The organism is Draconibacterium orientale (assembly GCF_900111425.1).
Classification (GTDB): domain Bacteria; phylum Bacteroidota; class Bacteroidia; order Bacteroidales; family Prolixibacteraceae; genus Draconibacterium; species Draconibacterium orientale.
Map to the genome: position 1 here is coordinate 27856 of NZ_FOHT01000011.1, position 24563 is coordinate 52418.

21 protein-coding genes are annotated in these 24563 nt (G+C 41.6%); 20 read left to right on the top strand and 1 reads right to left on the bottom strand.

Annotated elements, in window-relative coordinates; all coding sequences use genetic code 11:
• From BMW53_RS07805 to BMW53_RS07895, 19 genes are all read left to right on the top strand, one after another.
• Positions 1–1782 (top strand): efflux RND transporter periplasmic adaptor subunit, encoded by a 1782-nt coding sequence (locus tag BMW53_RS07805; protein WP_038562493.1) that lies wholly within the window; start codon positions 1–3, stop codon positions 1780–1782.
• Positions 1783–1817: 35 nt separating this feature from the next.
• A complete protein-coding gene (locus BMW53_RS07810; protein WP_038562496.1) occupies positions 1818–2192 on the top strand; it encodes a heavy-metal-associated domain-containing protein in 375 nt (124 codons plus the stop codon).
• Between the two features lie 203 nt (positions 2193–2395).
• Positions 2396–2785 (top strand): DUF302 domain-containing protein, encoded by a 390-nt coding sequence (locus tag BMW53_RS07815; RefSeq protein WP_038562499.1) that lies wholly within the window; start codon positions 2396–2398, stop codon positions 2783–2785.
• Positions 2786–2871: 86 nt separating this feature from the next.
• Positions 2872–3309 carry a DUF6769 family protein gene (locus BMW53_RS07820; protein ID WP_038562502.1) on the top strand — a complete coding sequence of 146 codons (438 nt, stop codon included), beginning with the start codon at positions 2872–2874 and terminating at the stop codon, positions 3307–3309.
• 78 nt (positions 3310–3387) lie between these two features.
• A complete protein-coding gene (locus BMW53_RS07825; RefSeq protein ID WP_051568063.1) occupies positions 3388–4974 on the top strand; it encodes an efflux RND transporter periplasmic adaptor subunit in 1587 nt (528 codons plus the stop codon).
• A 12-nt stretch (positions 4975–4986) separates the two neighbouring features.
• Positions 4987–8088, top strand: a complete 3102-nt coding sequence (locus BMW53_RS07830; protein WP_038562506.1) for an efflux RND transporter permease subunit — start codon at positions 4987–4989, stop codon at positions 8086–8088.
• Positions 8085–9263 carry a TolC family protein gene (locus BMW53_RS07835; protein WP_038562510.1) on the top strand — a complete coding sequence of 393 codons (1179 nt, stop codon included), beginning with the start codon at positions 8085–8087 and terminating at the stop codon, positions 9261–9263. Before BMW53_RS07830 ends, BMW53_RS07835 begins: the two co-directional genes overlap by 4 nt.
• A 470-nt stretch (positions 9264–9733) precedes the next feature.
• A complete protein-coding gene (locus tag BMW53_RS07840) occupies positions 9734–11065 on the top strand; it encodes a TolC family protein (protein ID WP_038562513.1) in 1332 nt (443 codons plus the stop codon).
• A gap of 14 nt (positions 11066–11079) precedes the next feature.
• The gene (locus tag BMW53_RS07845; RefSeq protein WP_038562516.1) at positions 11080–12171 is read left to right on the top strand and encodes an efflux RND transporter periplasmic adaptor subunit; all 1092 of its coding nucleotides are present in this window, start codon (positions 11080–11082) and stop codon (positions 12169–12171) included.
• A gap of 143 nt (positions 12172–12314) precedes the next feature.
• Positions 12315–15578, top strand: coding sequence for an efflux RND transporter permease subunit (locus tag BMW53_RS07850; RefSeq protein WP_051568064.1), 3264 nt, complete (start codon positions 12315–12317; stop codon positions 15576–15578).
• On the top strand, positions 15575–15883 hold the full coding sequence (locus BMW53_RS07855; RefSeq protein WP_038562519.1) for a hypothetical protein: 309 nt from the start codon (positions 15575–15577) through the stop codon (positions 15881–15883). The genes BMW53_RS07850 and BMW53_RS07855 overlap by 4 nt, the downstream gene beginning before the upstream one ends.
• Before the next feature lie 40 nt (positions 15884–15923).
• Positions 15924–16106: a YgaP family membrane protein gene (locus BMW53_RS07860; protein ID WP_038562522.1), complete on the top strand. Its 183-nt coding sequence runs from the start codon at positions 15924–15926 to the stop codon at positions 16104–16106.
• A 140-nt stretch (positions 16107–16246) separates the two neighbouring features.
• Positions 16247–16822: an HdeD family acid-resistance protein gene (locus tag BMW53_RS07865; RefSeq protein ID WP_038562525.1), complete on the top strand. Its 576-nt coding sequence runs from the start codon at positions 16247–16249 to the stop codon at positions 16820–16822.
• Positions 16823–16996: 174 nt separating this feature from the next.
• Entirely contained in the window at positions 16997–17317 is a 321-nt protein-coding gene (locus BMW53_RS07870; RefSeq protein WP_038562528.1) for a NifB/NifX family molybdenum-iron cluster-binding protein, read from the top strand.
• Between the two features lie 5 nt (positions 17318–17322).
• Positions 17323–17559, top strand: coding sequence for a DUF5320 domain-containing protein (locus tag BMW53_RS07875; RefSeq protein ID WP_038562531.1), 237 nt, complete (start codon positions 17323–17325; stop codon positions 17557–17559).
• 15 nt (positions 17560–17574) lie between these two features.
• The gene (locus BMW53_RS07880; protein WP_038562533.1) at positions 17575–17916 is read left to right on the top strand and encodes a NifB/NifX family molybdenum-iron cluster-binding protein; all 342 of its coding nucleotides are present in this window, start codon (positions 17575–17577) and stop codon (positions 17914–17916) included.
• Positions 17917–18063: 147 nt separating this feature from the next.
• Positions 18064–18927: a nucleotide-binding protein gene (locus BMW53_RS07885; RefSeq protein WP_074780463.1), complete on the top strand. Its 864-nt coding sequence runs from the start codon at positions 18064–18066 to the stop codon at positions 18925–18927.
• A gap of 1 nt (position 18928) precedes the next feature.
• Positions 18929–19804, top strand: a complete 876-nt coding sequence (locus BMW53_RS07890) for a 4Fe-4S binding protein (RefSeq protein ID WP_038562536.1) — start codon at positions 18929–18931, stop codon at positions 19802–19804.
• A gap of 6 nt (positions 19805–19810) precedes the next feature.
• Positions 19811–20596, top strand: a complete 786-nt coding sequence (locus tag BMW53_RS07895; RefSeq protein ID WP_038562539.1) for an MBL fold metallo-hydrolase — start codon at positions 19811–19813, stop codon at positions 20594–20596.
• Here the strand turns inward: BMW53_RS07895 and BMW53_RS07900 are convergent.
• Positions 20593–21969 carry a M23 family metallopeptidase gene (locus BMW53_RS07900; RefSeq protein WP_139178057.1) on the bottom strand — a complete coding sequence of 459 codons (1377 nt, stop codon included), beginning with the start codon at positions 21967–21969 and terminating at the stop codon, positions 20593–20595. The two genes, BMW53_RS07895 and BMW53_RS07900, sit on opposite strands and share 4 nt — an antisense overlap.
• 296 nt (positions 21970–22265) lie before the next feature.
• Here BMW53_RS07900 and BMW53_RS07905 point away from each other — a divergent pair, with 296 nt between their 5' ends.
• Entirely contained in the window at positions 22266–24554 is a 2289-nt protein-coding gene (locus BMW53_RS07905; RefSeq protein ID WP_038562545.1) for a patatin-like phospholipase family protein, read from the top strand.
• Positions 24555–24563: the final 9 nt, after the last annotated feature.

Genomic DNA, 24563 nt, shown 5'->3' on the forward strand with positions numbered 1-24563 from the left:
ATGCATACAAATAGAAAAACAATAATCATAGTGCTGTCAACACTGGCAATTGGTTTATTGCTTGGTTGGTTGATATTTGGTGGTTCAGAGGCAAAAGTTACCGAAGAACATCAGCATGAACACCCTGCAGAAGAGGTAGCCGGCGAAACAACCTGGACCTGCTCGATGCACCCGCAAATTCGTCAGCCTGAACCGGGCGACTGCCCTATTTGCGGAATGGATTTAATTCCGCTGGAGGAAGAGCAAAATGGCGAAGTTGATCCGAACGCAGTAAGCATGTCGGCCACTGCCATGCAACTGGCCAATATTAAAACCACCATTGTAGGAGCTGTAGAACCGCTTAAAGTTGTACGACTTAACGGGAAAGTTCAGGAAGATGAACGGCTTATTTTTTCGCAATCGTCGCATATTCCCGGCCGAATTGAAGATTTAAAGGTGAATTTTACGGGCGACTATGTTCAAAAGGGACAGGTAATCGCTTCTGTTTATTCGCCCGATTTAGTAACGGCACAGGAAGAGTTATTTGAAGCACAAAAAATTAAAGATTCGCAACCGCAACTTTTTGAGGCTGCCAAAGAAAAACTAAAAAACTGGAAGCTGACCGACGAGCAGATCAGTCAAATTTTATCTTCAGGAACAGCGCAGCAAACATTCGATGTTCGGGCTGAAGTTTCGGGTTATGTAACGCAGAAAAAAGTGAATACCGGCGATTATGTGCGCAGGGGGCAAGCGATATACGAGATTGCCGATCTTTCAAAAGTATGGATTCTTTTTGATGTATATGAATCGGACTTGACCTGGATTAACAAAGGCGATAAAGTAAGTTATACGATCGAATCGCTACCGGGCGAAACATTTGAAGGAACGATTGATTACCTCGATCCGGTTATCAATCCGAAAACAAGAGTGGCTAAAGCGCGTGTTGTTCAATCGAACAAAGGTTTAAAGCTAAAACCTGAAATGTTTGTATCGGGAAAAGTGGAGGCAAAATTGCCACAAACCGATGCGCTTGTAGTACCGAAAACAGCTGTTATGTGGACGGGAGAACGTTCGGTTGTTTACGTAAAATCGGAAAACAATCAGGGTGTATATTTTAACATGCGCGAGGTGGATCTGGGTCCGGCTCTTGGCGAAAGTTACGTGGTTGAAAACGGTGTTCAGCAAGGCGAAGAAATTGCTGTTAACGGCACATTCAGTATTGATGCGGCAGCACAGCTGGCCGGCAAACCAAGCATGATGAGCCCCGAAGGAGGCGCTGCCCCAACCGGCCACAATCACGATGGAATGAACATGGAGAATGATGAGCAAAGTGCTCCTGTTGAAGCTCTAGAAGTTGATCCGGAATTCGTAAAGCAACTCACCACATTTTATAAAGCTTATTTAAATATGAATGAGGCTTTTATAGAATCGGATGCAGCCAAAGTAAGTGCAGAGGCAAAGAACACCTCAAAAGCTCTTGCTGCCATAAAAATGGAATTATTGAAAGGCGACACGCATATGGCGTGGATGGATCAGCTAAATATTCTTAAACCATCGTTACAAAAAATTGGTAACAGTACAATCATCGACGAGCAAAGATTAGAATACGCCACATTTAACCTCGCATTCTACAAGAGCCTGAAAATGTTCGGGCTTGATAACGAAACTACCTACTACCAATATTGCCCGATGGCGAACAGCGACCAGGGTGCCTATTGGTTTAGCGCTGAAAAAGAGATCCGGAATCCTTATTTCGGAGATATGATGCTGAGTTGCGGGGAAACCCGGGAAACCATAAAATAGAAATTCAATTTATTAACCATTAAAATTTTAATACGATGAAAACAAAAGTTTTAAGTTTAGTAACCCTTTTTGTAATGGGAGCATTTACCGTTTTTGCAGGAAATAAGACGGAGAAAATTAAAGTTTACGGAAACTGCGGAATGTGCGAAAACCGCATCGAAAAAGCTGTTAAAGCGGTTGATGGCGTTTCAAAAGCAGACTGGGATAAGGAAACCAAAATGCTGGAAGTTACTTTCGATGATACAAAAACCAACATCCACAAAGTACACATGGCCGTTGCAGCTGTTGGCCACGATACCGATATGCACAAAGCAAAAGACGAAGTTTACGATAAACTTCCGAGCTGCTGTAAATACGACCGTACGGCAGAAGCCAAAACCGAAGAAGGACACGAGGGACATATGCATTAATTTTTTATTGAACTGAACAGAGAGGGTTTCATTCGTTTGTGAAACCCTTTTTTGTGGCCGGAATTCGCAGGTTGTCGAAAATTTTCTACAAACAAATGTCAACTATTTCTCGGTACGCCTCGTAAACAATACGCTAGCTAATCCTGTTAGCAATGGCATGATTTTACCAGTGTTTAAGACAACACACTTTAAAACGTTTTATTATGAAGTATTATATTGAAACAACCATTGAAACTGACTTTGATTCAGCAGTAGAAAAAGTAAAAGAAGAACTTAAAAAGGAAGGATTTGGAGTGTTAACGGAGATTGATATTCACAACACCCTAAAAGCGAAACTGGATGTGGATTTCAGACCATACAAAATTCTTGGTGCCTGTAATCCACCCAATGCATTTGAAGCACTGAAAGCAGAAGAACATATCGGATTAATGCTGCCTTGTAACGTAGTTGTTCAGGAGTCATCGGAACCGGACAAAATTAAAGTTTCGGCAATCGATCCGGTTGCATCAATGATGGCAGTTGACAATTCCGCTATCGAACCAATCGCTCACCTTATTAAAGATAAGCTGGCACGTGCAATCGAACAGCTGTAATTGTTGTTAAATAGAAACAAAAAGCCCCCGTTCTGCAACTTTTTATTATTTTTGCTTTATTCGGAATTGAACTGAACAAATAGAGCTTGATAAAGACGATTAAACATATCGGAAGTTTTTTACTTATTCTTGCTGGTGCAATTATACTGTCGCATGCTTTTATCCCCCATCATTTGCACAACGGAGAGGCAGTTATCGAAACATCCGAATGTCATTGTATTTATCATCATCATGAAACATCAGCTCAGACAGCAAGTTGTACACACGACCATTCCGAAAGTGAATCGACCGACTGTGTACTTCATAACCTGCTGGTACTTCCCGGAAAGCAAATCAGGGCTGATCAGCCGCTAATTGCAACTATCCTTCAAAATACCTACTGCTCGTTGCTGATTACCGGCCTGTTTAATGCCGATTTGAATATTATCCAAAGCAACTGGCACTATCACATTGAAGGGACAATTCCCCTACCCACCAATATCCACACTTTCACACGAGGGCTTCGCGCGCCTCCATCAGTTTAATTTTCCCACCTCAACACCTTTAAGGTTCCGCTAAAAGGAACCAACATTATTTATTTGGAAAATTAAATAGCATATAAAATGAAATTGAAATATTTATGGGTGGCAACAATCGCCTTTCTTTTATTTTCATGTCACCAAAATTCTTCCCACGATCATAACAACGCAGACGAACACGATCACGATCATGAAATGCACGCGGAAGAAGCGGATCACGACCACGAAGCGGGGGAAGCAGAAAGCGAACACGAACACGAGAAAATTCAGTACACCGTTTACAGCAACGATTTTGAGTTGTTTGCCGAAGCCGACGCAATGGTAAGCGGCGAACATGCTGATGTACTGGCACATTTTACTTCGCTCGCGGATTTTAAACCGCTTGAAGAACCGGCGAAAATTACTGCCAGACTTATTGTAAACGGCAAAACAATAACTGAAACTTTAAATGAACCGCTTCAAAAAGGCATTTACAGTTTTGAACTGAAACCAACAACCACAGGTGAAGGGAAATTGTATTTCGATATCGAAACCAAAGGTCAACAATTTGAACTTGTTATTCCCGATGTTGACGTTTTTGCCAACGACGAAGAACTACACAGTCATCACGATCACGGTGATGAGCCATCGGCAATAAATGCAACCGTTTTTACAAAAGAACAATCGTGGAAAATTGATTTTGCAACTGCTTTGCCACTGGAACAAGAATTCGGCCCGGCAATTAAAACAGTGGCCAAAATAGAGCCTGCACGTGGCGAAGAAGAGATTGTTGCTGCAAAAGCTTCAGGATTAGTATTGTTTACGAACAACAACCTGGTTGAAGGAAAGAAAGTAAATAATGGCGAAAAACTCTTTTCAATTTCATCGAGCGAAATGGCAGAAAACAACTTTGCCGTTCAACTGGCCGAAGCCAAAAGCAATTATGAAACCAACAAGGCAAATTATGAACGTAAATCAGAACTGATTAAAGATCGTCTGGTATCGGAACAGGAATTACTGAATGCAAAAAACACCTACGAAACCAGTAAAGCTGTTTACGAGAATTTGTCGAAAAACTTCAACGAATCCGGTCAGATGGTAAAAAGCAAAATGAACGGTTTTGTGAAACAGATTTTTGTAAGCAACGGCCAATATGTTGCTGCCGGACAACCTTTGGTGAGCATCACGCAAAACAATAAATTGCTGCTTACCGCGCAGGTTCAGCAGAAATACCTTTCGTATTTACCGTCGATAAATACAGCGAATATTACGACAATGCACGACAACAAATCATACACACTTGAAGAATTGAACGGTAAGATCCTTTCGTATGGAAAGTCGGCTAGCGATAATTCGTACCTGTTTCCGGTAAATCTTGAAATTGGAAATCATGCAGGTTTTGCACCGGGAACTTTTGTTGAAGTTTTCCTGAAAACGGTAACCAGTTTAAAAGCCATTACCGTTCCGAACAGCGCATTGCTGGAAGAACAGGGGATTTACTATGTTTTTGTGCAGGTAACACCCGAGATGTTCGAAAAACGCGAGGTTAAAATCGGCGGAACTGATGGCCTGCTAACCGAAATAACTTCGGGATTAAGTACTGATGAGCGAATTGTAACACAAGGTGCGATGCAGGTAAAACTGGCAAAATCAACCGGAGCTTTGGATCCGCACGCCGGGCATGTTCACTAAAAAACAGACACTATGATTAACAATATTATAAAGTTCTCGCTGAACAACAAATACCTGATTATTTTGTGTTCGGTGGTGCTGGTAGTGTTCGGGATTTACACGGCCAAAAATATGGACATTGACGTGTTTCCGGACCTTACGGCGCCTACCGTAATTGTAATGACCGATGCACACGGAATGGCTCCCGAAGAGGTGGAGCGTCTGGTTACCTACCCCATTGAAACGGCAGTAAACGGAGCAATGGGTGTTCGTCGCGTGCGTTCATCTTCAGGACTCGGCTTTTCATTTGTATGGGTTGATTTCGATTGGGGCACCGACGTTTACAAAGCCCGCCAGGTGGTGAGTGAAAAACTGATTACCGTGCAGGAAGCCATGCCCGAGAATGTGGGTGAACCAATTCTGGCGCCACAATCGAGCGTAATGGGTGAAATATTTTTTATGAGCCTGCAAGCCGATTCTACCGACCTGATGACTTTGCGTTCGATCGCCGAATGGGATATTCAGCCCGTGATTTTGGCAACAGGTGGAGTTTCGCAGGTAACTATTATTGGTGGCGATTACAAACAGTACCAGGTACTGGCCGATCCGCTAAAAATGAATTTTTACGGCGTATCCATCAATGAGCTGGCCGATGCCTGCCGCGAGATGAGCCAGAATTCAACAGGTAAAATCGTGCGCGAACATGGTAACGAATATGTGGTTCGCGGTGTTGCCCGTACTTCAAATCCTGCAGAACTGGGAAATACTTTTATAAAAACCGTCAGTGGTAACCCTGTTCGGGTAAACGATGTTGCCGAAGTAAAAATTGGCAGTGCCGTAAAAATGGGCTACGCTTCGCACAATGCTAAAAAGTCGATTATTATTTCGGTTTCGAAACAGCCCAATACCAATACGCTGGACGTTACTGAGAACATTGAGCAAAAGCTGGAAGCAATGAAAGCTACGCTGCCTCCCGATGTAACCATAAATACTAAAATTTTCCGACAGGCAGATTTTATCGAAACTTCGGTTAATAATGTTCAACGTGCGCTGTTGGAAGGTGCCGTGTTGGTTATCATTATCCTGTTTTTGTTCCTGGGAAGTTTCAGAACAACAGTAATTTCCTTGCTTGCCATTCCGCTGTCGTTATTAGGATCGGTAATCGTGCTGAACCTTTTTGGTCTCAACATCAACACCATGAGTTTGGGTGGAATGACCATCGCAATCGGTTCGCTGGTTGACGATGCCATTATCGATGTTGAGAACGTATATAAACGTCTCCGGCAGAATTTCCAACTGCCAAAAGGCGAGCGACAAAGTGCATTCGCAGTGGTTTACGAGGCATCAAAAGAAATCAGGGCGTCTATTTTAAATGCAACACTCATTATTATCGTAGCTTTTATGCCACTCTTTTTCCTTTCGGGAATGGAAGGCCGCATGCTAAAACCGCTCGGAATTGCTTACATCGTTTCCTTGTTTATGTCGCTGATTGTTGCCATGACATTAACGCCACTACTTTCGAAAATGATGTTGTCGGGCGACAACTATTTATCACGGAAATCAAAAGAAAGCTGGCTGGCACGAAATCTCACTGTAGGTTACGAACGTTCGCTGGTTTGGGTGCTCAACCACAAAAAAATAGTGATATTCCCCATTCTTGGTTTGTTTGTGGTATCGCTGTTTATTTTTTCGGGATTTGGACGCAGTTTCCTTCCCGAATTTAACGAAGGAGCTTTAACACTTTCGGTAATTACTCAACCCGGAACATCACTGCACGAAAGCGATAAATTGGGTGAGCTGGTTGAAACCGAAATGCTTTCCATCCCTGAAGTGAACAGCACAGCACGACGTACCGGACGTGGCGAACTGGATACACACTCGCAAAGTACCAACAGTGCCGAAATTGATGTGAATTTTACGCTAAACGACCGCGAACTGGAAATATTTTTGAAAGATGTACGAAGCAAACTTTCCGGAATTCCGGGAATTGCGTTTACCGTTGGGCAACCTTTAGGGCACCGCATCGACCACATGCTTTCAGGAACCCGCGCCAACATTGCCATAAAATTGTTTGGCTCCGATTTAAACCGGATGTTTCAAATGGGTAACGAGATTAAGTCGCACATTGTTGACATCGACGGGCTGGTTGACGTAAACGTTGAACAGCAGGTTGAAATTCCGCAGATTCAGATTCGTCCAAATCGTAATATGCTGGCCTTTTACGGCATTCCTATTCACGAATTTAACGAATTTGTGGATATCGCATTGGGCGGTGAAAAAATGGCCGACATTTATGAAGGGCAACAAACATACGATTTGCTGCTTCGTTACAAAACCGATTACACCGACCAGATGGAAGGCATAACAAATGCACTGATCGATACCTCCGATGGGAAAAAAGTACCACTCAGCGAAGTGGCTGAAGTGGTTTCGGCAAGTGGACCAAATTCCATCAGTCGCGAAAATGTAAAACGTAAACTGGTAGTTTCGGCAAACGTTGCCGGACGTGATTTGCACAGTGTTGTAGAAGAAATCAAACAAAGTATAAACGAGAATATCGATTTACCGGAAGGCTATCGTGTTGAATACGGTGGACAGTTTGAAAGCGAGGAAAAAGCATCGCGCATGCTACTGCTCACATCCATTGCCGCGCTTTTTGTGATCTTCCTGCTTTTATTTCAGGAATTCAAAAACTTTAAACTGGCAGGTATCATTTTGCTGAATTTACCGCTGGCATTGATCGGTGGAATTTTTGCCATCATGCTTACTTCCGGAATGCTGAGTATTCCGGCAATTATAGGTTTTATCACACTTTTTGGTATTGCAACACGAAACGGAATTCTGCTGGTTTCGCGTTATCAAAGTCTGGAGCAGCAGGGCGAGAAACTGTACGACACGCTGGTACACGGATCAAAAGACCGTTTGTTACCTATTTTAATGACAGCACTAACAGCTGCTCTGGCGCTTATTCCGCTGGCAGCCAATGGCGATTTGCCGGGAAACGAAATACAAAGCCCGATGGCACAGGTAATTTTGGGAGGTTTGCTCACATCAACCATCCTGAATATATATGTGGTGCCCATCGTTTACTACGCCTTAAGCAAAAATGGAAACATAAAAAAGGATTTAAAATGAAACAACTGATAATCACACTTATATCAATACTGGCTCTTAGTCAATTTGCATCGGCGCAAGATAGCGTAGAAACCTTGTTGACAGAGATTGAACAAAACAACACCACCCTTTCGGCGCTCCGAAAAACGGTTGACGCTAAAAAAATGGGCAATAAAACAGGTATTCAACTGCAAAACCCGGAAGTGGAATTTCATTATTTGTGGGGCAATCCATCAGCTATTGGCAACCGCACGGATATCAGCGTTCAGCAGTCGTTTGATTTTCCGTCGGCTTATGCCTACCGCAACCAGATTGCAGAACTGAAAAATGAACAGGCCGAGCTGGAGTACAAAAAACAAAAGATGGATATTTTCCTCCAGGTGCGTTTGATTTGTGCCGAACTCACCTATCAGAATGCACTGCAAGCAGAATACCAAAAGCGACAGGAAAATGCCAGCCAGATTGCAAAATCTGTTAAAACAAAGCTCAATGCCGGAGAATCTAATATTCTGGATCAGAACAAAGCCAAAGTGACGCTTTTAAATACAGAAGCCGAACTTCGCCACATTGAAATTCAAAGGCAAACGCTTTTACAACTGCTGGCAACACTAAACAGTGGCATTGCTGTTGATTTTGAAAATACAGCTTTTCAGAATACGCCAATCACTACCGACTTTGAACAATGGATGACGCAAGCGGCCGTTAACAACCCGATGCTGGACTGGTTAGAACAGGAAATTGCCATTTCTGACAAGAACACGCAATTACAGAAAGCGCAAAGTCTGCCCAAACTAAATGCAGGTTACATGAGCGAAAAAGTAGTTGGCGAACATTTTCAGGGCGTTTCGGTGGGCGTTTCAATACCATTGTTTGAGAATAAAAACACCGTAAAATATGCCCGCCTGAAAAGCGAAGCGGCGAAACAAAGCGAAACCGATGCAAAGTTCCGTTTTTACAGTGAAATGAAAACGTTGCATGCCAAAGCAATCGGAATTCAACAAAACATTACACGGTTTCGTGAGCAGCTATCTTTGCAAAGCGATCTTAATCTGTTGCGTAAAGCGCTGGACAAAGGAGCGATTTCGCTAACCGAGTATCTATTTGAGCTAACAGTTTATTACGACAGCCTGGAAAAATTGCTTGATATGGAAAAGGAATTAAGCATTACCAGGGCGCAATTATTGATTTACAGCTAAGATTTTTTATTAATAATTGATTAAGCTGTTTAAGGACCAAAGTTAAATGGAGAACGTAGATCATGTATTGTTCTTGTTCACCCTCCCTCCGACTTTGGTCTTTTTGTTTCCTCACCACTCCTTATTTTGCAATGGCATCATCCTTACTGGTTCCACTTATTTTTATCTTCAATACCACCCAGTTAACATTGAAATGATCTTCAATATCTTCCTAGTTTTTGTTGCCTAAATCAATCTTATCCTTTAGTAGAGTTAATTTATCATTCCACAGTAACCATAAGAATTAGAATACGTTACTTAAATTAATTTTTACTTAAATCTTGGAAAGCATATATGCTCACAAATCAACGACCTAAGATCGTAATAGATTTCAAAAATGACACATAAATTATTTATATATCTATTTATATAGTTATTTAGATTGTATAACATATATTTGCGGCGAAAAAGAATCAAAAATGATTACTAATATGTCAACACAAAAATTCAATTACCTGGTATTATTGCTGTTATTAACGCCGGCAATAATAAAGGCACAGCCAAGACCATTAAGCTTGAGCGAGGCACTTACCCTTGCCCAGGAAAACAACCTTAATGTGAAAAGTGCCCAAGCCCGTGTGGAAGCCGCACGAGCCAGCTACCGAATGACAAACTCTGTTTTTTTACCGGGAGTGGAAGCGAGTCACACCGGCATGTCAACCAATGACCCGCTAAATTCTTTTGGGTTTAAATTAAAACAAGAGATTGTAACACAACAGGATTTTAACCCTGACCTGCTAAATGATCCGGGAAGTATCGAGAATTTCCAGACAAAAATTGAGTTGAAGCAGCCTTTGCTGAACCTGGATGGAATTTACGCCCGTAAGGCAGCCAAAAACCAATTGGATGCCATGTCGTTTCAGAGCAACAGGGTTAAACTGAACATTAACTACGAAGTGAAAAAAGCGTATTTTATGCTTGAGCTGGCCGAGTCGTCGGTTGAGGTACTGCAAAAATCAGTTGCCGTAGCGGAAGAAGCTTTACGCTTAACAAAAAACAATGCTGAACAGGGATTTGCCAAAGAAGCTGATGTGCTGGAAGCCTCCGTTCGTGTTGAAGAACGCAAGAATCAGTTATTGGAAGCACAAAACCAGCGCCAAACAGCTAACGACTTTTTGGCGTACTTATTAGGAATGGAATTCAGCGAAGTGATTGAAACTACCGATTCGCTTATTCAACCACCAATGCAAGTGATTATCGACCGAAATTCGGTAAACCTCGAAAACCGTTCGGATATGCTGGCTTACCAAAAACAAATTGAGGCCGGCGAGAACATGGTAAAATCGAATAAAATGAAATTCGTTCCGCGCCTGAATGCTTTTGGTGCCATGGAATGGAACGACGAATCGTTGTTCGGAACCTCAGCTAATAATTATATGGTTGGCGCTTCTTTAAGCTGGAGTCTGTTTAGCGGATATAAAAATGCAGGAGCCATTCAACACGCCACTGCACAGTTGGACGAAGCACGAATTAACTACGAAGATTACCTGTCTCAAAGCCAGATTGAAATCAATCGTGCAACACGTAAAATGGAACTGAATTATAACCGAATCCAATCGAGCAAACTGGCAAAAGAACAGGCACAGGAGTCGTTACGAATCCGCACCAACCGTTTTGAGCAAGGACTGGAAAAAACGGCTGATCTACTCATGTCTGAAGCCCTCACTTCGCAAAAAGAATTAGAATACATACAAGCCATTTATAACTACAAGCAATCCATTTTCGAAATGGAATTGCTTATCGAACAAGATATTAACGAATAAACGCCATATTTAAGATGAAAACACCAGTACAAAAATCAAAACTCATAATCGCAATTGCACTGTTATCAATAATTGCAATCTCATGTGGTAACAAAGAAAAAGAACAGGCCACGGGATCACAGGAAAAAGTTGCGGCAGAAACTGCTGTTGCAAAATTGGCTGATTACCCGGTAGTACATAGTTTTTCAGGCAAACTGGAAGCCGACAAACAAAGTAATTTAAGCACCCGTATTATGGGGCAAATTCAGCGTATTTACGTTAAACCAGGCCAGAAAGTAAACCAGGGCGATCTGTTGATCCAGATCAGAAACCAGGATATTCTGGCGAAGAAAGCACAGGTGGAAGCAAGTAAAGTTGAAGCCAGCACTGCTTATGAAAGCGCTGAAAAAGATTTAAAACGTTACGAAGCGCTCTACGCGGCAAACAGTGCGTCGGACAAAGAAATGGACGATATGCGTACCCGTTACGACATGGCCAAAGCACGTTTGGCTGCCGTTGAGCAAATGGAAAACGAAGTAGAAGAAAACATGCGTTATGCATCGATTCGTGCCCCTTACAGCGGAGTAATCACCACCAAATTCGTTCAGGAAGGCGACATGGCCAATCCGGGAATGCCTTTATTGAGTATGGAAAGCCCATCGCAATGGAAAGTAATTGCACGCATTCCTGAAGCCGACATCGCAAAAGTTCAGTTGAATGATGCCGTTCAAGTAAAATTCACTGCAGCAAATGCAGAACTGGAAGGAAAAATTATCGAAATAAATCCATCAACCACAAATACCGGTAACCAATATATGGCAAAGGTTTTAGTTACCGTTCCTGAAAACTGTACGGCAAAATTGTACAGCGGAATGTATGCCGAAGTATTGTTTGAGTATGGAACACAAAAACGCATCCTGGTTCCGGAATCAGCTTTGATCCATCGTGGTCAGCTGGTTGGAATTTATGCTGTTGGCCAAACAGGAAATGCCCTGCTTCGCTGGGTAAAAACAGGCAAAACATTTGGCGACAAAATTGAAATCATTTCAGGCTTATCGGATGGAGAACAATATGTGGTGAAGTCTGACAGCAAACTTTTTGACGGAGCAATTATAGCTTCCAATTAAGCAAAAAGTAATTCCTAAGTGAATTACCCCTGTCGCTTCAATGAAGCTCCTGTTCCGTCAGCCGACGGAGACAATCGGAACAAAGTGACGATAGTGGGTCTATTAAACGGAACTTAAAAAATGAATTTAAGAGAGAAAAAAAAATGAAAACAGGATTTGCCGGCGGAATAGCCAAACAATTTATAAACTCAAAATTAACGCCGCTGTTGATGATTGCTTTTATGGCAATCGGTATCTACAGCTCGTACCTGACTCCCCGCGAGGAGGAACCGCAAATTGATGTACCAATTGCTGATATCCTCTTTAGTTATCCGGGAGCCAGCCCAAAAGAAATTGAATCCCGCGTGATGCAACCGCTCGAAAAAGTGGTAGCCAATATTCCGGGAGTTGAATACGTTTACTCTACCTCAATGCCGGGCCAGGCCATGCTTATCGTTCAGTTTTACGTTGGCGAAGACATCGAACGTTCGTTGGTTAAAATGTACAACGAAATTATGAAGCACATGGACCAGATGCCGCACGGAACAAGTTTGCCTTTGGTAAAAACACGTTCTATCGACGACGTGCCGGTGTTGGGACTAACTTTCTGGAGCGAGAATTACGACGACTATCAGTTGAAACGAATTGCCCAGGAAGTAAATAACGAAATTGAACAGGTTACCGATGTATCGGAAACGAAAGTAATTGGAGGCCGTTCACGCCAGATCCGCGTCGTTTTAAACAACGGAGCAATGGCCCGCTACAACGTTGATGCATTGAGTATTGCACAAAAAATACAGACTGCCAATCAGCAATTCAATACAGGTGCTTTTAACAAGAATGATGTGGAATACCTGGTTGAAGCCGGTGAATTTCTGCAAACATCGGATGATGTTTCCAACCTGGTTGTTGGCATCCACAACGGAAGCCCGGTTTACCTGAAACAGGTGGCCGAAATTCTTGATGGTCCGGAAGAGCCGATTCAGTATGTGAATTTTGGTTACGGAATGATGGACGAAAAGAAAAATGAATTTGCAGGCGAATATGGAGCAGTAACGATTTCTGTAGCAAAACGCCGTGGTGCTGATGCGATGAAAGTTTCTGACCAGATTTTGGAAAAGATCAGCCATCTTGAAAAAGACCTGATTCCTGCTGACGTTCATGTTGATGTAACCCGTAACTACGGCGAAACAGCCTCGCACAAAGTCTCGGAACTGTTGATGCACCTTGCCGGAGCGATTATCGCGGTAACTTTTGTGGTAATGCTTGCCATGGGTTGGCGCGGTGGACTGGTTGTATTCCTGTCGGTACCGATTACCTTCGCCCTAACCATGTTCAGCTACTATTTCCTCGATTACACACTGAACCGGATTACGCTTTTTGCACTGGTTTTTGTAACAGGTATTGTGGTTGACGACTCGATTATTATCGCCGAAAACATGCACCGGCATTTTAAGATGAAAAAATTGCCATTCATTCAGGCCGCATTGCGCTCGATCGATGAAGTGGGTAACCCAACAATTCTGGCCACATTTACGGTAATTGCGGCGGTATTGCCAATGGTTTTCGTATCCGGATTAATGGGGCCTTACATGAGCCCGATGCCTATTGGAGCGTCTATTGCAATGATCTTCTCGTTGCTGGTTGCATTAACGATTACTCCGTACCTCGCTTTCCGTTTACTAAGAGTTATTGAGAAAGACGACAAAGTAAAAAAGGCATTCAAACTCGAAAATTCGCCGATTTATAAGATCTATTATAAAACGATGAACCCAATGTTGGAATCGCCGTTGAAACGCTGGACATTTATAGGAACGATCACATTTTTACTTCTGGCATCAACAACGCTGGTTTATTTTAAAATGGTAGCCGTAAAAATGCTTCCGTTCGATAATAAAAACGAATTCCAAGTAATTATCGACATGCCGGAAGGAACCACGCTTGAGCGCACTGCTGCCGTTACAAAAGAACTGGCAGCATACATTGCTCAACAGGAAGAGGTATTAAATTACCAGTCGTATGTAGGAACTGCTTCGCCAATGAATTTTAACGGTTTGGTGCGTCACTACGATTTACGCCGTGGTTCAAATGTATCTGATATACAGGTGAACCTGACGGACAAAACCGAGCGTAAAGCACAAAGTCACGACATTGCAAAAGCTATGCGTCCGGGTATTCAGCAACTGGCAAAAAAATTCAACGCCAATGCAAAAGTTGTAGAGGTTCCACCTGGTCCACCGGTACTTTCAACATTGGTTGCCGAAATTTACGGACCTGATTACGACCAACAAATTGAGGTTGCCCGCCAGGTAAAAGACTTATTTGCCGAAACGGCCGATGTGGTAGATATCGACTGGCAGGTGGAAGACGACCAGGTAGAATACAAATTCAATGTACTGAAAGAAAAAGCGGCTTTGGCTGGTGTTTCAACTCAGCAGGTGGTAAACAGCGTTGCTATGGCGCTTGGCGGGCAGGAAGTAGCACAACTTTACGCTGAAAAAGAACACGAGCAGGTTGGTATTGCATTGCGCTTTTCGGAAGATGAACGCTCTAGCATTGAAGACCTGAAGAAAATAAACATCATGAGCATGACCGGCCAAAAAGTGGCACTTGGCGATGTGGTTGAGATAAAAGAAGAAATTCAGGACAAAAGCATTTATCGCAAAAACCAAAAACGTGTAGTTTATGTAACTGCCGACATTGCAGGAGCTTTGGAAAGTCCGGTTTACGGCATTCTGGATATGAGTGATAACCTCGATAAAATCGAGCTGCCTGAAGGTTACACATTGAATGAAGAGTTTACACAGCAGCCTTTCGTTCAAGACAATTACAGCTTAAAATGGGACGGCGAGTGGCAAATTACCTACGAAGTATTCCGCGATTTGGGAGCTGCGTTTGCAGTGGTTCTCCTGGTAATTTACCTGCTTATCATCGGTTGGTTCCAAAACTTTACAGTGCCGTTTGTAATGATGGTTGCCATTCCACTTTCGTTAGTTGGTATTCTTATTGGTCACTGGCTGATGGGCGCATTCTTTACAGCAACTTCAATGATCGGATTAATTGCGCTGGCGGGAATTATGGTCCGAAACTCCATACTGCTCATCGACTTTATAAATCTCCGGCTTAAGGACGGAGCGCCGCTAAAAGACGCGGTAATAGAAGCGGGAGCAGTACGAACCACTCCTATCCTGCTTACTGCCGGAACTGTTGTAATTGGTGCCGTGGTAATTTTATTCGACCCTATTTTCCAGGGGCTTGCAATTTCACTAATGGGTGGAACAATTGCATCAACATTCTTAACACTGGTTATTGTTCCGCTGATTTATTACATGACCGAGAAGAAAAAATACCCGGTAGAAAATGCGCCGGTTGTGCATACTGAAGAAACCAATATTGAATTAACGAACAAGGAGGACAAACAATCATGAAATTTGTAATTATTCAAAGCGCCGAAGCTTATCATCATGAGCTGGAGCAGATCTTTCGCGACATAAAGATTAATTCGTACAGCGAATTGCCCGTTGATGGTTTTATGGAAAGCGCCGATGGGAATTCAGATATTTCCAACTGGTTCGGATCGTCGAAAAATCCATATCGTTACTTCATTTCATTTACCTTTTTGGAAGAGGATAAGGCAAATGAACTTCTTGAGCGAATAAAAAGATTTAATGACGAAGCCGAAGGAATTAGCCCGATAAGTGCCTTTATTTCGGCTATCGAAAAATTTGTATAATCACTTATTTAAAAATTAATCACAACAAAAATAGATTACCATGAAAGAGAGAATAATACGCGCAGTTGCAGGAATATTTGTGTTGACTAGCATTCTATTGGCCATATTCGTTAATATTTACTGGCTTGGCCTGGCAGGTTTTGTTGGATTGAATTTATTTCAATCGTCGATTACAAAATTTTGCCCACTGGAGTATTTCCTTGAAAAGGCCGGAGTAGAATAGCGCTGCAATGTGCTTTTTGCGTTAAATAAAAGGTTGTCTGTTACAGGCAACTTTTTTGTATTTATCATAATATTCTTTGAAAACTTCCAGTAATTTCGTCTATCTTGTAGCTCATACCAACTCAAATAAAATCAAAAAAAATGACAGAAAGTACAAACAAAAAAGTTGCCGAAAGCTTATGGAAACTCATAATGGCCCGGGGCATAATCCTTATCGTTATAGGGTTAATATTACTCCTGTTCCCTCAGGCAACACTTACCACACTAATATTTATACTCGGAATTTACCTGCTTATTGATGGGATTGTAACCCTCTTCAACACCTACAAACAAAAAGATGTCAGAAAAAACTGGTGGTGGGGGTTAATTACCGGAGGTCTTGGAATTATTGCAGGATTAATTGTGGTGTTAAAACCATTTTCCAGCACGGTACTTACTACCTCATTTTTAATGTGGTTTTTAGGACTGGTTGCATTAATAAATGGAATTTCAGGAGTTGTTACCGGAATACGGATAAATAAATACCACACCGGCGCACGTTCCATGATTTGGGGTGGAATATTTTCAATCGTCCTTGCTATTATTCTAATTTCCTCGCCATACACATCCGCGCTGGTGGTTGTTAAAATATTCGGCTCATTCGCCATTTTTGCAGGAATAATAACTATTTTTCTCGCAAACCGTGTAAAAAAGAAAGCACAGGAGATAGAAGAATAATTGGACATTTTTTTCAACTTGCAGGAAAATGCAAAATCTGGTATCAATTTAGGTTTTGCATCTTTTGTGTTTTTACGAATTACAAATCTCATGCCTTAATAAACATTTGTTCACCTAATTACTTGTTTAAATAAAATATTTGAACTAATTTTGTAAAGAACATATGTTTATGATATGAAAACAATAATTACTTCATCCGGAGACAACGTAAACGCTAAATTTGATTTACGGTTTGGACGTGCAGGTTGGTTTTGTGTGTACGACAAAGAAACGCATACCACCAACTTTATCGAAAACAGTTTTAAAAACTCAAATGGAGGAGCCGGAACAAAATCTTCGGAAATGGCTGCAGAATTAGGTGCAGAACAAATCATCTCGGGTCATTTTGGCCCAAAAGCCAAGGATATGCTGGATAAGTTTAATATCCGAATGATAGAACTAGACGATGAAGAGCTGAATGTGAAAGATGTTATTTTAAAAATTGAAAACAATTAGAAACAATGCCAGGATTAGACAAAACCGGACCAATGGGACAAGGAGCCCAAACCGGCAGAAAACAAGGAAGATGCAACACTGCATTAACCGATGACCTGTTTACCAGATTTGGATTTGGAAGAAGAGGCGGAGGCAGAGGCTTAAGAAACAGAAATCTTGCTGCTGACGACTCTATTCAAACAGGTTGGGGACGCGGAAAAGGAAGAGGTCGTGGCCGTGGATTTGGCCGTTTAGATAATTAATAATTTAAAATACGCATGAGTAAAAAAATTGCTGTTCCTGTTGATGAAAACGGGATTTTAGACGGACATTTCGGACATTGCAAATATTTTGCCCTGTTAAATGTTGAAGACACAACCATCGTTAACGAAGAGCGGGTAACACCCCCACCTCACGAGCCGGGAGTATTGCCTAAATGGTTGGCAGAAAAAGGTGTTACCGATGTATTGGCCGGAGGAATGGGACACAAAGCCATACAAATATTCAACTACAACAATGTAAATGTTTTTGTTGGGGCGCCCAAAATTGCTGCCGAGGAATTGGTACAAGGTTACCTCGAAAAAACAATTGAGTTTACGGCAAACTACTGCGATCATTAAATGCCGGAATATCCGGCATAGGAAATATTACAATAAACACAGTGATAAAAGAATGCATACTGATTTTTGCATCCTACATTACTGATAGTTAGCTACTAAATCGGAATTCCCCGGCCAAAAGACCGGGGAATTTTTAAATCAATTCACATGCAAATTGCCATAGCAAGCGGTAAAGGTGGTACCGGAAAAACAACCGTTACCCTTAACCTTTATTACTTCTTATCTGAAAAATACAATAACCAGGTGCAATTAATCGATTGCGATGTGGAAGAACCCAACGATTTGCTTTTTTTCCCTCAAGCGAAAAAAGAAGCAGAAAAGAAGGTTTTTACCATTGTTCCTGAAATTGATAAAACCAAGTGCACGTATTGTAAAAAATGTGTTGAATGGTGCGAATTCAATGCAATAAGCATCGTTACGAAACTGAAATTTGCAGAAGTAAATTACGAGCTTTGCCATTCGTGTGGCGCTTGTTTTGAAGCTTGTTCGTTTGATGCGCTTAAGCAGATTCAACATCCGCTTGGCAGCATTTCAGATTACCAGACATACTTCGGTGCCGGAATATCGGAGGGACGGCTTGAAATTGGTTCTGCCATGCAAACGGCATTGATTAAGAAGGTAAAAAAACAAACTGATTCCAAACAGAAAATTACCTTGCTTGATGCACCTCCCGGAACAAGTTGTCCGGTTGTAGAAACGGTATCTACGGCCGATTACGTAGTTTTGGTTACCGAACCAACTCCGTTTGGCCTGCACGATTTAAAAATTACAGTTGAGCTGCTAAAAGAAATCCATAAACCATTTGGCGTAGTTGTGAACAAGGCCGGTTTGGGAAATGACGATATTTATCGGTTCTTAGAAGAAAACAACATCGGGTTACTGGGTAAAATACCGTTTTCAAAAGCTTATGCTGAGAATTATTCGCGAGGTGCTTTGTTTGAAAATATCCCCAATGAAATAGAACAATCCTATCATTCAATCATTGGTAAACTAGCCACCATAATCAACTAAAATGAAAGAAATTACCATACTCAGCGGAAAAGGTGGTACAGGAAAAACAAGTATTACAGCGGCATTAGCTTCGTTGGCCACCAACGCTGTATTTTGCGATAACGATGTTGATGCTGCCGATTTACATTTAATTTTAAAACCCGATATAAAAGAAACGCATCCGTTTGATAGCGGATCGCTGGCTTTTATCAACCCCGAAGAATGCACCAACTGCGGAACCTGCCAGGAAGCTTGTCGGTTTGAAGCCATTTTCACGAACGAAGCCGGTTTCCCGGAGGTCAATCCCTATCAGTGCGAAGGTTGTCGGTTATGCGAACGACTTTGTCCGGTCGGTGCCATTCAAATCAACCAAAACCTGAACAACCAGTGGTTTGTATCCAACACTCGTTTTGGTACGATGGTTCATGCAAAAATGGGCCCCGGCGAAGAAAATTCGGGGAGACTGGTAACGCAAATACGGGAAAAAGCCAAAGAAATGGCCCGGGAAAATAAAGCACAATTTGTAATCAACGACGGCCCGCCGGGAATTGGCTGCACCGCCATTTCTTCAATAACCGGAACAAATGCCGTGTTACTGGTTATCGAGCCAACTATTTCAGGCCTGCACGATGCCAAACGTTTAGTGGAACTGGTTAATTCGTTCCAGGTGCCACTTTATGCAATCATCAATAAACACGATATAAATTCGGAATTTACAGCAACGGTTGAGCGCTACTTAGGCGATACGAATATTCCACTTGTTGGCAAAATCCCATTTTCTGAACTGTTTGTTGAATCGATGTTACACGAAAAATCGTTGGTTGAATACGTACCGGATCATCCAATTAGTTTAAATTTAAAAACCATTTGGGAAAAAATCAGCACTAACCAAATTTAAAATAACATGCTAACAATATCGGTTCTAACAGACAATACTGCGGGCGGGCAATTTCTTGCAGAGCATGGCCTCTCCTACCTTATTGAAATCGACAACGAAAAGATTTTATTCGATGCCGGCCATTCCAATGTGTTTTTGAAAAATGCCCAAAAGCTAAAAATCGAGATTGAAAACGAGGTAAAAACAGTTGTTTTAAGTCATGGCCACTGGGATCATGGAAACGGACTAAAGTATCTATCAAATAAGACTTTAATAACGCATCCGGCCAGTTTTTCAAAACGTTACCGAAAAATCGATCACACAACTGTTGGAATGGATCTGACAAAAAATGATATTGAAAAACTATTTACATTAAAGGAAAGCAAAGACCCGCTACAACTTACGGAAAACCTTTTCTTTTTAGGCGAAATACCACGAAATAACGATTTTGAGAGCCAAGCAACCAGCTTTGAATTTGCTGATGGCTCTGATGATTTTATTCCCGATGACTCAGCACTGGCTGCAATTGTAAATAATGAACTGATAGTGATTACCGGCTGCTCGCATTCCGGCATTTGCAATATTTGTGAGCACGCTAAAAAGGTTAGCGGAGTGAATAAGATAAAAGCTGTAATCGGTGGTTTTCACCTGAAAAAGCAAAACAAACAATCGTTAAAAACCGTTGAATATTTCAAGAAAAATAAGGTAGCGAAACTTTTACCATCGCACTGCACCGCACTTCCGGCACTGGCATTATTTCATTCAACATTTAAAACTGAGCAGGTAAAAACAGGAATGGTCTTCAGGTTTTAATAGGCTTGTTGAAATACAATTTCGCTGATTGCTGCAACTTTCTCATTTTTTGGATCGACATAAATACGAACTGTCAATTTGCGATCAATAACTTTCACAACTCTTTCCGAAGTCCATTTTTGCTCTCCTGCATTCAGATTGTAGGTAGCAGCTTCAACACCTTCGTATTCCATTTTTTGCCACGAAGGCAGTTCCACATCTCCCACCTGTGACCGTACCCGATAAACACCGTTTCGCACATTAATTTCGTAATCAAAATAATTATCCGGATTACGACATTCTGCCTCAGAACCCCCGAACAGCACTTTCTTTAGCCGGGCATTCCCTTGTTCGCCTTTTGTACAAAACATTACTTTATCAGCAGTGTTCCAAACTCCTAAGCCCCATCCCATACCAGCATATTCCTCAAAGGCAAGCAGGTTTTTTCGGTTTCCATTACTTTGCGGTGGCCGCGCAAAATCCACTTTTCCGCGTGTAAACGATTTTGTAAAATTAAAGCTGTTTTTAAAATACAACTCGTAAAGCTGTGGGAAAAAATTTACACAATTGGCATATCGGTTTTCGTAACCAGGAATGGTATCGCTTTTTACTACTGCCAGTTGCAGATAAGCCCAGTTTTCGTCTCCCCAAACCGTTCCTAAAAGCTCTCCCATTCTAACTTCCTGCCCTTCTTTTACTTGAATTGTGTTGGCGTATAAACGATCATATACATAAAATACAGATGGATTTGAGTTGCTCTGCAAAAGAACACAGCACTGCTTACTGTTGCGACCGTTTTTTTGATCTTCCACCCAAACAACTTTACTATCTTCAATGGCCAGCAACCAATGCTTTTCAATGCCCCGCGAACCGGTTAAAGCAATTCCGATTCCTTCGTTCGCGTTGGCTTCACCTCCGGAATTAGATCCTTTTGCGAGGTACGAAAACATATGATTATCTTCGTTCATATTCCAGTTAAACCCATCGTTATAACTCACCGGAAAACGATATGAATCGGGGTTGAGCATCATATTTTGGTTATCCGACAAACAAATCAGTGCATCCTTTTTTAATAATCCGTGCGCCGCTTTATTTGCAACCAGATTTTTTACATTTCGATTATCAGCAATAAAAGCACGTACTATATTTGAACTCATTGGCAAACTGCGTCGGCTTACTTTCAGCTCGATCGTATCATTATCAACACTCAGTTTGTTGTAGTGATTTTTCATATCGAGCAGCACCACATTAATCCCCATAAACAGAATGGTGTCTCCTATATTGGCATTGAAGTAATGGCAGTTCCCCCAACTAAAATCGGGTTCGGTTACCGTCTGCGCATTACCCAAAAGACTAACACAGGTAAGTAAAAATATAATGATCAGTCGTTTCACTTCCTAATTTCAATTAAAGCCAGTTATCGTTTGTATTTCAAAAACACCTTAAAACGGTTTTACCCTGAAGCCTGATTTAAAAATTCAGGAGCAAAAACCTCTCTTTAACAAAACTATCAATAAAAGTAGTGTTTAGAAAATTATGATACATGAAAGCAACCTGCACATGTATTTTTCTGTCTGTAATAAAGAAACTGCTGAATTTAATCAGTTTTTAATAAGATTTAGGAAGAAGCGTATTTAACATACTCCCCTTTTTTAGTAATTTTGATAGCGTTCAGAAAACAATTGACCCAATGATTAGATCACTCCTCGTTATCACGTTAATTATTTTTGCCGTTGTGCATGGCAACGCTCAATCGGTTGGGCTTGTGCTCAGTGGCGGTGGCGCCAAAGGAATGGCTCATATTGGAGTGATACGGGTTTTGGAAGAAAACAACATTCCAATCGACTACATATCAGGAACTTCGATTGGAGCTATTGTTGGTGGTCTTTATGCTGCCGGTTATTCTACCGAGGAAATGGAAGAACTTTTTAAATCGGATGATTTCTATTTCTGGTCAACCGGGAAAATACAACGCGAATACCGCTATTATTTTAAACGTCAGGAAGACGATCCAACCTGGGTTCAACTGCGTGTGGCCAAAAAGGATGAAAAAGTAAAAATTCTGCCTCCAACCAATATTATTCCAGGTGAACAAATGGATTTTGCGTTTATGGAATTAACGGCTGCAACCAGTGCTGCCTGTAACTATGATTTTAACCAGCTGATGGTGCCTTATTTTTGTATTGCTGCCGACGTAAATAACAGTAAACCGCTGGTTTTACGCAATGGCGATTTGGGAAATGCCATGCGGGCATCGATGACGGTTCCACTTTATTTTAAGCCCATCGAGATTGACGGGAAATTATTGTTCGACGGCGGTTTGCTAAATAACTTCCCCACCGACCATATGAAAGAAATATTTAACCCGGACATTATTATCGGGCATAAGGTTGCTGATGATGTTAAAGCTGCCGATGCCGATGATGTTATGCGGCAAATTTCGAATATGGTGATGCGGCCAACTAATTTTGAGATTAAACCTGCAGACGGGATTTTGCTGGAAACAAAATTTGACAATGTTGGACTTCTCGATTTTAATAAAATTGATACTGTTCTGGCGCGTGGAGAACAAACCACACGGGCCAAAATAGATAGTATAAAACAACTGATTAAACGTCGTGTTCCGAAGGAAGTGATTCAGGCAAAACGCGACAGTTTTAATGCACGAAAGCCCGAACTCAACTTTCAAAACATTCAGGTTGAAGGCGTTACCGACCCCATGCAACGACAATATATCATCCATAGTATTAAACACCGGAATAACATCGTGTCGCTTTCTACATTAAAAACAGAATATTTTAAATTAATTGCCGATGAACAGTTGAAATCGATTCACCCCATTACACGCTACAATCCCGGAACGGGTTATTTCGATCTGCATTTAAAAGTCGAGCCCGAAAAACGTCTGGATTTGAGTATTGGCGGTAATATTTCAACCAAGCCCATTAACCAGGGCTTTGCGGCTATTAATTTCCGGAGTTACAACAGCAGAGCCTACTCGCTTCATTCAAACATTTACTTTGGGCGGTTTTACAGTTCATTTAAACTGGGTGGCCGCATTGATTATCCAACCGCGCTGCCCTTCTATCTCGAATCGTATTTAACTTTTAACCGCTGGGATTATTTTTCGTCGAGTACCGAGCTGATTTTCGAGGATGTTCGTTCGCCGTTCATCATAAAAGATGAAACCAGTTTCAGGCTCGAAACCGGTTTTCCGCTGGGCTTGCACAGTAAAATTTATGCGGGAATTGCCTATTCTTCTGCCAGTAACGATTTTTATCAAACCGATGAATCAGAAGAAGGAAATAAAGCCAATAACTCAAAATTTAACGCATTCGTTTCGAAGTTGGCATTCGAAAATAACTCACTGAATTACAAGCAGTATGCAACAGAAGGCGCTTACCGCGGAATTGATGGAAGATTTGTAATTGGTGAAGAAAAATACCTGCCCGGAAATAGTACAAACTACCAAACGCAATTGAACAAACAGAATTATTTTCAGCTTCACGCCCACGCGTTGCGCTATTTCTCGTTGGGTGAACGATTTGTTCTGGGGACACACCTCGAATCATTTTTAAGTACAAAAGAATTGTTTCGCACGTACCGGTCAACAAAACTTTCAGCTCAGGGATTTACGCCAACGCCTCACAGCAAATCGCTGTTTATTAACGAATTTAATTCGAACAATTACCTGGCAGGAGGTTTAAAAGCCATATTTAAATTCTCGCCCGATGTCCATCTTCGTGTTGAAGGTTATGGTTTTTGCCCTATTCATGAAGAGTTGGAACAACCAGATCTGACAGCAATTAAAAGCGATGATTTTATCGATAATTATTATCTGCAGGGGCTGGCTGCATTGGTTTATCAAACGGGAATTGGTCCGGTAAGTCTTTCGTTCAACTACTACGAAAAAAGTAATACCAATCTTTATGTTACGCTGAATTTTGGTTATATCCTCTTTAACAATCGAGGTTTGTAAATTAAGAAA